Source organism: Armatimonadota bacterium (assembly GCA_016223145.1).
Taxonomy (GTDB): Bacteria; Armatimonadota; Fimbriimonadia; order Fimbriimonadales; family Fimbriimonadaceae; genus Nitrosymbiomonas.
The window spans coordinates 208595-220691 of sequence record JACRPN010000005.1; the positions used below are offsets into that span (position 1 = coordinate 208595).

8 protein-coding genes are annotated in these 12097 nt (G+C 62.5%); 4 read left to right on the forward strand and 4 right to left on the reverse strand.

Annotated features, from left to right (window positions below; genetic code table 11):
* Positions 1-164 precede the first annotated feature (164 nt).
* Genes HZC36_03295 through HZC36_03310 form a run of 4 tightly spaced genes read right to left on the reverse strand, consistent with a single transcriptional unit; the run spans position 165 to position 4954 of the window.
* Positions 165-1760: an aldehyde dehydrogenase (NADP(+)) gene (locus tag HZC36_03295; protein MBI5705998.1), complete on the reverse strand. Its 1596-nt coding sequence runs from the start codon at positions 1758-1760 to the stop codon at positions 165-167.
* On the reverse strand, positions 1753-3012 hold the full coding sequence (locus HZC36_03300; GenBank protein ID MBI5705999.1) for an FAD-dependent oxidoreductase: 1260 nt from the start codon (positions 3010-3012) through the stop codon (positions 1753-1755). Before HZC36_03300 ends, HZC36_03295 begins: the two co-directional genes overlap by 8 nt.
* On the reverse strand, positions 3013-4035 hold the full coding sequence (locus HZC36_03305; protein ID MBI5706000.1) for a proline racemase family protein: 1023 nt from the start codon (positions 4033-4035) through the stop codon (positions 3013-3015). It abuts the gene before it with no gap.
* Between the two features lie 4 nt (positions 4036-4039).
* Positions 4040-4954, reverse strand: coding sequence for a dihydrodipicolinate synthase family protein (locus tag HZC36_03310; protein ID MBI5706001.1), 915 nt, complete (start codon positions 4952-4954; stop codon positions 4040-4042).
* A gap of 465 nt (positions 4955-5419) precedes the next feature.
* Between HZC36_03310 and HZC36_03315 the strand changes: the two genes are divergently transcribed.
* The 4 genes from HZC36_03315 (at position 5420) to HZC36_03330 (ending at position 11839) form a co-directional block, all read left to right on the forward strand.
* Positions 5420-6331, forward strand: coding sequence for a tetratricopeptide repeat protein (locus tag HZC36_03315; GenBank protein ID MBI5706002.1), 912 nt, complete (start codon positions 5420-5422; stop codon positions 6329-6331).
* Between the two features lie 77 nt (positions 6332-6408).
* Positions 6409-7806, forward strand: a complete 1398-nt coding sequence (locus HZC36_03320; protein ID MBI5706003.1) for a 3' terminal RNA ribose 2'-O-methyltransferase Hen1 — start codon at positions 6409-6411, stop codon at positions 7804-7806.
* Positions 7803-10370: a polynucleotide kinase-phosphatase gene (locus HZC36_03325; protein MBI5706004.1), complete on the forward strand. Its 2568-nt coding sequence runs from the start codon at positions 7803-7805 to the stop codon at positions 10368-10370. The genes HZC36_03320 and HZC36_03325 overlap by 4 nt, the downstream gene beginning before the upstream one ends.
* Before the next feature lie 164 nt (positions 10371-10534).
* Positions 10535-11839 (forward strand): MFS transporter, encoded by a 1305-nt coding sequence (locus HZC36_03330; protein MBI5706005.1) that lies wholly within the window; start codon positions 10535-10537, stop codon positions 11837-11839.
* Positions 11840-12097: the final 258 nt, after the last annotated feature.

A 12097-nucleotide genomic window follows, 5' to 3' on the forward strand; every position in this document is an offset into this window, starting at 1 on the left:
TGTGTCGGATTATGGGCGATCCTCTGTCTCCCACCCCAACCCCTCCCTTCCCGACACGTCGGGACTCGGAGGCATTTTCCGCTTCGCGAAACACAGGAGAGGGGCACTCCGCCTCTCCCCTCGCGGGAGAGGCCGGTGAACGAAGCGAACCGGGTGAGGGGGGCTCAGACCCCTTCCTTCGTCAGCACCCCGTTCACCGTTCGCCAGATACCCTTCTCGTTGGAATTCTTGAGTTCAGGCGGCAATAGCTCGGCAGGAGCATTCTGGAAGCAGACCGGCCTCGCCCAGCGAAAGATCGCCGCTGTTCCGACCGACGTGAACCGTGAATCGGTCGCCGCCGGATAAGGTCCCCCATGTTGAAGCGAGGGGCACACCTCCACTCCGGTCGGAAAACCGTCAAAAACCACCCGCCCGGCTTTGTGCAGGAGCTCGGCCAGGAGGCTCTTCGTCAGTTCGCTTGCAGCGGGGCCGTGGATCGAGGCCGTCAGTTGCCCCTCCAGGCTCGCGGCCGCCTGGAGCATCTGCTCGGCAGACGCGCAGACCACCAGGATCGCGCAGGGCCCGAAGACCTCATCAGCCAAGCTGGAATCAGCAAGAAACGCCTCGGCAGTAGTCGAGAAGAGTGCCGGCGTCGCTTGGTGGGGCTCGCCCAAGGACCCGGCGCCCTTTGCCTCCAACCGCAGTTTGTCGTGCCCAAACAGCCTCTCCGCGCCCGACTGATAGGCATGGCAAATGGCCTCAGTAAGCATCGTCGCAGGCTTAACTTCCGCCAGTTTGGACTCCACTGTTTTCAGGAAGCGGGCAAGTCCCTCGCCCTGGACCGCAAACACCAGGCCCGGGTTCGTGCAGAACTGACCGACTCCCAATGTCAGCGAAGCCGCATAGCCCTCACCGATGGCTTCCGCTCTCGCCTCGAGCGCTTCCGGGTGCAGAAAGATCGGGTTGACGCTTCCCATTTCGGCGAAGCAGGGAATCGGTTCCTCCCGTGCGGCGCACACGTCGAACAGCGCTCGACCGCCACGCTTTGAACCCGTAAACCCAACCCCTTTGACCTCCGGGCGCCGCACGAGATCTTGGCTTCCGGCTTCGTCAGCATGGACCATCGAGAACACGCCCTGCGGCATTCCCGTGGCTTTCGCCGCACGCAGAACCGCCTGCGCCACCAACTCGGACGTGCCCGGGTGAGCCGGATGGGCCTTGACGATGACCGGGCAGCCCGCCGCAAGCGCCGAAGCCGTGTCGCCGCCCGCCACCGAAAACGCCAGCGGGAAGTTGCTGGCCCCAAACACCACGATCGGCCCGAGCGGCGCAAGCATACGGCGGATGTCCGGCTTGGGAAGGGGCTGCCGGTCCGGCTGGGCCGTGTCGATTCGGGCGTCCACCCAGGAACCCTCGCGGATCAGGCTGGCGAACATCCGAAGCTGGTTGGTGGTCCTTGCGCGCTCACCCGTGAGCCTGGGAATGGGAAGGGCCGTCTCCAGGTTCGCCCGTTCCAGCAGGGAGTCGCCCAGCGCGTCGATCTCCTCGGCGATCCTATCGAGAAACTCGGCACGACGCTCTGCGGGCAGTGCGGCGAACTCGTAAAACGCTTGGCCGGCCCGGTGCGCGGCGAGCGCACGTTCGTCAAAGGTCGAGAGCGCGAACGCAGGCGCCAGCTGCTCGCCCGTCGAGGCGTTGACGGCGTGTAAGCGATCCGCTCCCTCGCTGGAGGTGGCGAATCCTAGGTAGTTGCGTCCGGTAAGAAGGGTGGTGTCAAGCATAGCGTTCTGGGTCCATGAGTTCGAGCGGGATTTCGGGTTTCTGGCGAGTCAGGATCTGTGCGATGAGCCTGCCTGTGATGGGTCCGAGGCTCAGCCCCATCATGCCATGTCCCGTGGCGAAAAGGAGGTTTGGGAGGCGCTTGGTCCTCCCGATGAACGGCATGCCGTCGGACGAAACGGGCCGGTTTCCGCTCCAGACCTCGACGCCCTGGAACGCGGTGGGCGGGTAGGCGGGCAGATAGCGCTGGACCGACTTCCGAATTCCTGCGACCTTGGCCGCATTGATCGTCGAATTGGGCTTGCCGATCTCCATCGTGCCGCCAAAGCGCAGGCCGTCCGACATTCCAGTCACCGCGACCCGCGCTTCCTTGAGCAGGAGTCCACCGACAGGCATTTCTGTCGGCTTGGGTAGAGTCATGCTGTAGCCCTTTCCCGCAACCACCGGGAGATCGATACCGACCCGCTTCGCGAGTTCAGCACTCCAGGCCCCGCCGCAGATCACAAACTCGTCGGCCCCAAGCTCGCCCCGATCGGTCTGGATAGCCCGGACCATTCCTGATTCCGTTTTGAGCCCGGAAACCCGTGCTCGAAACTCGAAAGCGACCCCCATCTCTCTCAATCGGGCCCGCAGCCCATCCAGCACCAGTCCAGGCGTCAGGTTGGCGTCGTCGGGATAGCGGACGGCGCCCTTGACGGTGACCCTCAGGTTCGGTTGGCGCTCCTGAGTCTCATCTCCGGTGAGAACCTGGGCGCGGACCCCAAAACGTGCCGCGGCTTCCGCAACGTTTCTCTCGGCGCGTAGTCCCTCCTCGGTGGCGCAGAGCATCGCCATGCCGTGTAATTCCAGTCCGATGCCCCCCGGAATCTCCCTGTGCAGGTCCTCAAAGAGCGCCTTGCTGGCAAGGTGCATTTGAGCCAGCACGGGCGCGCACCGCTCCACGTGCACCTTCGTCCCGGCCCGCCAAAAACGATAGGCCCACTGAAGCAGGTCGCGGCCCGGACTGAGCGAGAACGAGAATGGGCTCTCCCGGCTCAGCATCATGCGCACGCCCATGCCGACCATTCCCGGCGCGGCAAGCGGCTCGAAATGGCTGGGCACGATCATCCCCGCGTTGCCCCACGAGGCGTTCTTGAAGCCCTCAGGTTCGTGGTCGATGACCTGCACTTCGAGTCCTTCGCGAGCGGCGTAGTAAGCCACAGAAAGCCCCACCACGCCGGAGCCGACAACAATTACTTTCGGCGAGTCCGCCATTCAGGTCCCCCTCAACGGTGTAGGAAGCCCGTCGCGAATGGGGTCGCTCCGGTCGAGCAAGAGATCGCCCTCAGCGGTCACCCACGCCCGGCCGGTGACGGTAGGGATGACTCCGTTACTGCGAGACCCGGAACCTCCATCCCCAACCCCTTCCCCCTCTCGCTGCGCTCCAAGGGGAAGGGGCTTTCGAACCTTGCCCCTGAAGACGCTGCCCGTGATGCTCTCAAGGACAATTTCCTCCCCTTCGGCGATCTTGCCATCCTCAAAGAGGCAGGCCAGCTTGGCGCTGGTGCCAGTGCCGCACGGCGACCGGTCATAGGCGCCGCCTGGGCACAGCACAAAGTTCTTGGCGAGGACACCCGGATGAGCCGACGGTCCGAGCAACTCGATATGGTCAATAAGCCCACCCTCAGCGCCGGTGACTCCTTCCCTCTCCAGGGCTTCGCGAACCTGCCAGCAAAACTCGGTGAGGGCGGCGGCGCGGCTCAGCTCAAGGACTTGCCCGTGGTCTTGGCACAGGTAGAACCAATTCCCTCCCCAAGCGATGTCGCCGGTGACGGTCTGCCCGGACGCCAGCCTCACGGGCACTGCTGTGCGGTGACGGTACGAGGGGACGTTCTCGAACGAAACGTCGCCCGATTCGTGAAGAGTCGCTACTACACGGCCCACGGGTGTGTCGAGCCCGATCGGGCCGGGTTCCACGCGCCCCAGGTGGCGCAGGGTCTCAACGACCCCGATCGTCCCATGGCCGCACATCCATAGTGTCCCAACATTGTTGAAAAAGATCACTCCTGCGACCGAATCCAGAGAAACCGGTTCTGTGAGCAACGCCCCGACCAACACGTCGGATCCCCGTGGCTCGTTCACGACCGCACTGCGAAACGCGTCAAACCGAGCGGCAAAGTCGGCACGCCGCGTTTCCATCGTCGCGCCGTCGAGGTCGGGTCCGCCATTGACGATCACTCGCGTGGGCTCCCCGCCCGTGTGAGAATCGACAAACCGAATCCGGCGAAGCGCTCCCATGCCCCTAGGCCGAGGCGGGCTCGGGGACCGTCGGCCGGTTCTCCATGCCGTGCCGAATGATCTTGAGCACGCGCTCGCGCTCCTCGCCAGAAAGAACCAATCTCGGCAGCCGGACCCACTCGCTTCCGAGCCCGGCCTCCTGGATTGCGAGCTTTATGTTCTGCACGAATTTTACGCCGACGTCGAGGTGCAGCAGCGGGGTGTACCAGCGATAGATCGTCCGCGCCTCCTCCCAGCGCCCCGCCATCATCAGTTCCCACAAGGCCTGGTTCTCTTTTGGGAAGGCCAGGCCAATTCCGGCGATCCAGCCCTCTGCGCCGAGCATCGCGCACTCGAGCGCTAGATCGTCCACTCCGGCAAAAAGCGTGTAGCGCCCTTTCAGTGCGTTCGCCAGATCGGTGAACCGCCTTGGGTCTCCGCAAGACTCCTTGACGGCCACCAGATTGTCCTGGTCCGCCATTTCGAGGAGCGTCTCGGGCAGCAGGTCCACATAGTAAGCGATCGGGTTGTTGTAGACGATGATCGGGAGCCCAGTTGAGCGGGCGACCGTGAGAAAGTGCGCCTTGGCTTCCTCGGCATCCGCACGGTAGGCCATTGCCGGCATCACCATGAACCCGTCAAGACCTGCTTTCTCTCCAGCTCGCACGTACCGACAAGCCTCCCCAGTTGAAAGCTCCGAAACGCCGCTGAGGACCGGCACCCGGCCACGAGAAGCTTCCATCGCGCAATGCGCCACCTGGAGCTTTTCTTCGTGGGTCAAGGCGTTGTTTTCGCCCAGCGACCCCAGCATCACCAGCCCAGAGACCCCCGAGTCGATCAGCGCCTCGATGTGCCGAGCCGTGCCCTCCAGATCCAGCGTGAGGTCTCTGTGGAATTGGGTTGTCACCGCCGGGAAGACTCCCTTCCAATTCACCTGCATACCCGTCAGTTTAGCGTCCCAGCCTCCGATCTGTCTTGCGGAGCTACGTCAAGGCCCCGCATAGGTCGCCCGCAAGGGGTCTGAGGAGAGGACCCTTGCATCGCCCATCGTTCTGACCTCGACAGGGGTCACAGTAGATTGGCCAGGAGTTGTAGCCGCAGGCCGACACCCTTGGACCGGACTCCTCCCAACCCCGCACCCCGCAAGGGGCGCCACATTCCGGCCCAGCGCCAAACGAGACCGCCGTTCGGGCTGATCCGCTCCCTTTTTCATATCGCGCCCGTCTCTACTTGTGCCAAAGGAGTGGCGGGCGCAACGGCCAGGACGGCCATCCACTTTGGAGGGGGAAGCAGCACTGATTTCGGCGGCCGGTTTGCCTCGGCCGCGCCCCTCTTTCATCAGATCGTCGCCGGATCCGGCCCTTATTCCCCTGCATGGACTCCGCCGGAGCACCATAATTCCACCATGTCGCTCGCTTCCAAGTGGTTCGGTTTTGGGCAGGACCCGCTCTTCGATCAGGGCGTTCGCGCCATGACGTCGAGCGACTTCGACACCGCCATCGAGTCCTTTGAGGCGGTGCTCCAGCGCGAAAAGGATCCCGGGCGCATGCAAACCATCCTGCGCAACCTCACCGAGTGCCATTCCCGCGTAGCCGACGCGGCCCTTGCGGTTGGAGACGCAGCCTCGGCGCTGGCCGCCGTTCGCCGGGCGCTTCGGCTCCACCCTTCCTACCCCGACCTGCACCTCAAGGCCGCCAAGGCCGCGTTCCCCGCGGGCGACTTAGAGGCGGAATCGGCATCGGTAGAGCAGGCGCTCAGGCTCAATCCCCGCTATGCCGACGCTTTGCTCTATAGGGCCGCGATGGCGATGCGGTCCGGCGACGCTTCAGCCTCCAAGGTTCACGCAAGCTCCGCTCAGGACGCTCAGCCGGCCTATGCCAACGCCGTGCGGGAGGCGATGGCGCTGGCAGAGTCCGGGGAGCTTCCAAACGCCGCGGCGCGGCTCTTTGCGGCGGTCGGCGCGGCAGCGGGAGATGCCAACACTCGCGCCATGGCTGCCGACGCACTGAGCAAAGACCGGCGCTACGAAGAGGCGGCCCGCGAATATGAGCTGGCCCTGCAACTGGCCCCGAATTACGCGGATATCCGGTGCAAGTTCGGCCAAACGCTTCTGGAACTGGATCGCGTGGAGGAGGCCGAACATGCCTTTCGCCAGGCGCTCGAGGTCAACCCGCGCTATGCCGAGGCCTGGGCCCAGTTGGGGATCGCGCTCAAGCGGCTCTCCAAGTCTGAAGAAGCCAAGACCGCGTTCACCGAAGCCCTCAAGCTCGACCCCACCCACCCGATTGCCTCAATTGAGGGCTCAAGACGCCGGTAGTCCCGCGTGCCTTCCTGAGCGGATTCCATCCCTTTTGAGAGCGGGAGGTAGAGCCTGGTAACCTTCCCTTCCCGCCGATGGTATTGCTCATCTCGACGACTCATAGGCCTGCAACCGACCTGGGGTACTTGCTTCACAAGAACCCCGGGCGCGCGCACAGGTTTGAACTGGGCGTTGGCGTCACGGCCGTGGTCTTTCCGGAAGCGACCAATGATCGCTGCACGGCAGCGCTGGTCCTTGAGGTCGATCCCGTCGGCCTTGTCCGAAACCGCCAAAAACCGAGTGGCGATGGCGGGCTGTTCGACCAATACGTGAACGACCGCCCCTACGCCGCCTCATCCTTGCTCTGCACCGCGATGGCCAAGGCCTTTGGTACCGCGATGACGGGCCGCTGCAAGGAAAGACCAGAATTGGCAGAAGCGGAGATTCCGCTCGAAGCGAGACTTCCCGTCGTGGCCGCACGTGGCGGGGAGACCTTTCTCAAAGGACTCTTTGAACCGTTGGGCTACGAGGTCGAGTGCTCGCGGCTGCCACTCGACGCCAGCTATCCTGAGTGGGGCGAAGGAAGGCATTTCGACGTCACGATCAAGGGTGTCAAGCGGATCAAGGATTTGCTGCAGCACTTGGCGGTGCTAATCCCTGTTCTAGATGATCAGAAGCACTACTGGGTCGACGAGCAAGAGATCGACAAGCTCCTGCGTAAGGGGGCCGGCTGGCTTTCCGCGCACCCCAAGAAAGAGGAAATCGCTCGACGATATTTGCGCCGACAGCTTCACCTTACGCGGGAGGCCCTTGCCCGACTGGTCGATGAAACCGACGATCCCGATCAAGAGGAAGAGGAGCGCGCCAGCGAGGAGCAGAAGCTGGAAAGGCCGATTTCCCTCCACGACCAGCGGCTGTCCGCCGTCCTAAGCACCCTAAAGGAGTCGAAAGCCAAAAAGGTGCTGGACATGGGTTGCGGCGAGGGCAGGCTGCTACAACTCCTCCTAAAGGAGCGCCAATTCGAGAAGATCGTCGGCATGGATGTGTCGTACTCCGCGCTGGAGAAAGCCCACCGGCGCCTCAAAGTCGAGCGCCTTTCGCCGAACCAGGCAAAACGGCTCGAACTCATCCAGGGCTCCCTGATGTATCGCGACAAACGCCTCGATGGCTATGATGCGGCGGCCATCGTGGAAGTGATCGAGCACCTGGATCCTCCTCGGTTGGCGGCTTTCGAGCGGATCGTCTTCGAGTTCGCTCGGCCCCGTACGGTCGTGATCACTACTCCAAACCGGGAATACAATGCCCTCTTCGAGAACTTGCCAGAAGATGGCATGCGACATCGGGACCATCGCTTCGAGTGGACCCGAGGGGAGTTCCGCGCCTGGACGGAAGGGGTCGTTGAGCGGCACGCGTATGGAGTGAAACTGCTCGAAATCGGCCCGCAAAACGCAAAGCACGGCGCGCCCACGCAAATGGCGGTGTTCGAGCGTTGAGAATCGAAATCCCCGATCCGTGCATGGTGGTGCTCATTGGCGCCTCGGGAAGCGGCAAGAGCACGTTTGGCAGAGTGCACTTCAAGCCAACGGAGATCGTGTCCTCGGATGGCTGCCGCGGGCTGGTCAGCGACGATGAGAACGACCTCTCGGCGACCACGGACGCTTTCGAGTTGGTTCACTTTTTGCTTTGCAAACGGCTCACGCGGAACAAGCTGACCGTCGTCGACGCGACGAATGTGCAGTTTGAGGCTCGCCGACCGCTGCTGCGGATCGCGCACGATTGCCATGCGCTTGGCGTCGCCATCGTTTTCAACGTTCGCGATGAGGTTTGCCACGAGCGCAATAGGTCGCGTCCGGACAGGCAGTTCGGACCTCACGTCGTGCGAAACCAGAACCGAGACCTGAGGCGGTCGCTTGGCCGTTTGCGCAAGGAGGGTTTCCGGCACATCTACATCTTTGATTCTCCTGACAAGATTGGCGACGTCGAGATCGTCAGAACGCCGCTCTGGACGGATCGAAGGCAGGAGCTAGGGCCGTTTGACATCATTGGCGACATCCACGGCTGCTATGAAGAACTGGCCGAGCTCCTTTCCGAGTTGGGATATGCGATTCAAACCGATTTCGCTTCGGAAGGTGAAGGGCCTGTTTCAGTCACGCCCCCTGCCGGCAGGAGGGCCATATTCCTGGGTGACCTTGTGGACCGCGGCCCAGACTCGCCGTCCGTACTGAAGCTTGTGATGTCCATGGTCGAATCCGGCGCGGCGTTCTGCGTGCCGGGCAACCACGACGTCAAGCTTCTTAGAAAGCTCTCCGGTAAGGACGTCCAGATCGCGCATGGCCTAGCTGAAACCCTAGAGCAGCTCGCAACCGAACCGCCGGAGTTCATCGAAAAGACCAGAACCTTTCTGGACGGCCTCGTGAGCCACTTCGTGCTCGATGAGGGCCGCCTGGTCGTCGCTCACGCGGGAATGCGCGAGGAGATGCAGGGCAGGGCCTCCGGCAGAGTTCGCGATTTCGCGCTGTTTGGTGAAACGACGGGGGAAACCGATGACTTTGGACTCCCCGTGCGCTTCGATTGGGCATCAGAGTATCGCGGAAAGGCACGCGTGGTCTATGGACACACACCTGTTCCAGAGGCCGAGTGGCTCAACCACACGATCAACATCGACACCGGATGCGTGTTTGGGGGGAAGCTGACGGCGCTGAGATACCCCGAGATGGAGTTGGTCTCGGTACCGGCGAAAAGGGGCTACGCAGAGTCCAAGAAGCCCTTCCTAGTTGCGCCCGTGGCCATGTCGGGACAACAGGCCCATGACGATGTGCTGGACATGGCTGATGTGCTCGGGCGGCGGCATATTCAGACCCGCCTTCGCGGCAGCGTCACGATCCGCGAGGAGAATGCGATCGCCGCCCTCGAGGCCATGAGCCGCTTTGCAGCAAATCCCAAATGGCTTGTGTATCTGCCGCCAACCATGTCGCCAACCGAAACCAGCTCGGAGGACGGTCTTCTGGAGCACCCTGCTGAGAGCTTCGCCTACTTCGCTTCGAACGGCGTGACCAAGGTGGTCTGCGAGGAGAAGCACATGGGTTCCCGCGCTGTCGCCGTCGTTTGTCAGAACCCAGATGTTGCGCGGCATCGCTTCGGGGTCGAGTCGGGCGAATCCGGGATCATCGTGACGAGGACCGGACGGCGTTTCTTCGATGACGAAGTGTTGGAGCGCGCCTTGCTCGGCCGGATCGCAAGTGCGGCCACTGAAGCGGGCCTCTGGGAGGGGCTGAATACTGGCTGGATGGTGCTCGACTGCGAGTTGATGCCGTGGTCCGCCAAGGCCCAGGAACTGCTCAAAAGGCAATATGCGCCCGTCGGAGCATCATCGATGGCGTCCCTATCGGCAGAGTGTCAAGTGTTCACCGAGGCTGCTCAGCGACTAAACGAGCCCGAACTTCAGGCGAAGCTGGAGGATACAGAGCGGCGACTGAGATTGGCGAGCGCCTATGTGGAAGCCTATCGCCGCTACTGCTGGAAGGTTGATTCGATCGAAGACTACAAGTTGGCCCCATTTCACTTGTTGGCAACGGAGGGGACGGTCCACGTTGACAAAGACCATTTCTGGCACATGGAGACCTTGGCACGGATTTGCAGTGAGGATCCGATCTTGCTCAAGACACCCTACAAAGTGGTTGAGACGATGAACCCCGAGAGCGTTGCAGAAGGAGCGGCTTGGTGGACGGAACTAACCGGAAAAGGTGGTGAGGGGATGGTGATCAAGCCGCTGACCTTCACGGCACGTGGCCCTAAGGGGCTGGTGCAGCCTGCAGTGAAGTGCCGTGGCAAGGAGTACCTCAGGATCATTTACGGGCCTGAGTACGACCTTCCGGGCAATCTTTCTCGGCTCAGGCGGCGGGGCCTCGCCACGAAGCGGTCGCTCGCCGTGAAGGAGTTCGCTCTTGGCATCGAAGCCCTTGAGCGCTTCGTCCGTCGGGAACCCCTTCGGCGCGTACACGAGTGCGTCTTTGGGGTTCTGGCGATGGAGAGTGAGTCCGTGGACCCACGGCTGTAGCTGAGAGGCCGCCCCCCGTGCCATAATCCTCCCGATATGATTCTCTGATCTTCCGGGGCGGGCCGTAATCCCCTCCGGCTCGCAGACCATCACGTTCGACCTTCGAACGGTCCTTGTCCCTTTTGGGCGCCTAGGACCTCCGACCTAAGAACCCGGGAGCTTCCATGAAATTCTTCGCCCCTTTGCGGCATCCAGGCTTCAAAAACCTGTGGCTCGGACAAGCCATCTCCCAGATGGGAGACGCCCTCTACTACATCGTCTTCATGTTCATGGTCAAGCGCGTGACCGGCTCGAACGCGATGGTCGGCTACGTCGGCGCCCTGGAGACCATTCCCTTCCTGCTGTTCAGCGCCTACTCGGGCATCTTGGCCGACAAGATCGACCGCAAGCGCATTCTGCTGGTGTCGGACCTGCTTTGCGGGTCACTCCTTCTGGCTTTTGCCGGGTTTGTGCTGCTCGTACCGAAGCCTCCTTTCGCCGTGATCGGGATTGTGGCCTTCACGCTTAGCAGCATCCGGGTCTTCTTTTGGCCCGCCAAGGGCGCCGCGATTCCGAGGCTCGTGCCCGAGGACGCCGTCATGGCGGCGAACGCCCTGAGCTCGATGACCCAAAACGTGATGTTCCTTGCGGGGCTGGGATTCTCAGGCATGGTGCTCGCGGGCCTGAACGCCCTCTCACCCACCTATTTCTTCGCCACCACCTTCGCCATCAACGCCATGTCGTTCTATGGCTCAGCGTTCTACATCGCGAAGCTGCCGAAGATCGAGCCTGAGAGGACGGAGGAGGTCAAGCACCCTATCCAGGAGATGCGCGAGGGAGTTCGCTACATCCGCGGGCGCTCCGAGCTGATGGCCATGCTGGGCCTCCAGCTCCTGATGACCCTCTTCATCTCGCCGTTCTTCCCCGTGTTCATCGCAACGAACGACGCCTGGTTCGGCGGCAAGCCCGAAACCTTGGCCGCGCTCGAAGCCGCGTTTTTCGCCGGTTTCACCGTCGGGTCGATCGTCGTCGGGTCGCTGAACCTGAAAAGGCCCGGACTCGGCTTTATCTGGGGCCTGGCGGCAACAGGCGGAACGGTCGCCGTGATGGCGCTGACGCCCAGCGTATGGCTCTTCGCTGCCTGCAACGTGGCTGCGGGATTGGCGGTGCCGTTCGCAAGCATTCCGATGACCAGCTACTTGCAGGTCAGCGTGGAGGATGCTTTCCGCGGGCGCGTCAACAGCGCGCTGAACATGGCCTGGATGGGCATGCAGCCCGTAGGGCTCGCGCTTGCCGGGGTCATGCTCGACAAAGCGGGCATCCTCAGGAGCTTTGCGATCATGGGCTCCGGGATGACGTTCGCGGCGCTGCTGGGGCTGGCACATGGGCCTTTTAGGAGATCTGAGATGCCGGCGGCTGCGGCCGAGACTCCCACAAACCAAGGGACCGTTGCCTCCCAGACCCTCGAAACCGCCGCAGCAACAGAATAGATTCAGCATAAAAGAAAAGCCCTGGACATCTCCAGGGCACCTTCTCATCTGAGTCTTGATGAGGCTTCAAGACCGTTTGCCGAGGCTATCGGCTGGATCGGCGCTTCGGTCCTTCTCAATCCGTCGCGCCTTTCCGGGTTCGATGCGATACCGGCGAACCAATGTCGGTACCGCTCTTTTTTGCAAGCGAGGCCGCTTTCGCGGCAAGCTCCAACCAAGCTAAAGATTCCAACTTGCCTGGACCGAACGACTCCGATC

Excerpts from the sequence above, each read along its gene's own strand:
- HZC36_03295 (MBI5705998.1), bottom strand. The coding sequence starts at position 1,760 with ATGCTTGACACCACCCTTCTTACCGGACGCAACTACCTAGGATTCGCC.
- HZC36_03315 (MBI5706002.1), top strand. The coding sequence starts at position 5,420 with ATGTCGCTCGCTTCCAAGTGGTTCGGTTTTGGGCAGGACCCGCTCTTC.
- HZC36_03330 (MBI5706005.1), top strand. The coding sequence starts at position 10,535 with ATGAAATTCTTCGCCCCTTTGCGGCATCCAGGCTTCAAAAACCTGTGG.
- HZC36_03310 (MBI5706001.1), bottom strand. The coding sequence starts at position 4,954 with ATGCAGGTGAATTGGAAGGGAGTCTTCCCGGCGGTGACAACCCAATTC.
- HZC36_03300 (MBI5705999.1), bottom strand. The coding sequence starts at position 3,012 with ATGGCGGACTCGCCGAAAGTAATTGTTGTCGGCTCCGGCGTGGTGGGG.
- HZC36_03305 (MBI5706000.1), bottom strand. The coding sequence starts at position 4,035 with ATGGGAGCGCTTCGCCGGATTCGGTTTGTCGATTCTCACACGGGCGGG.
- HZC36_03320 (MBI5706003.1), top strand. The coding sequence starts at position 6,409 with ATGGTATTGCTCATCTCGACGACTCATAGGCCTGCAACCGACCTGGGG.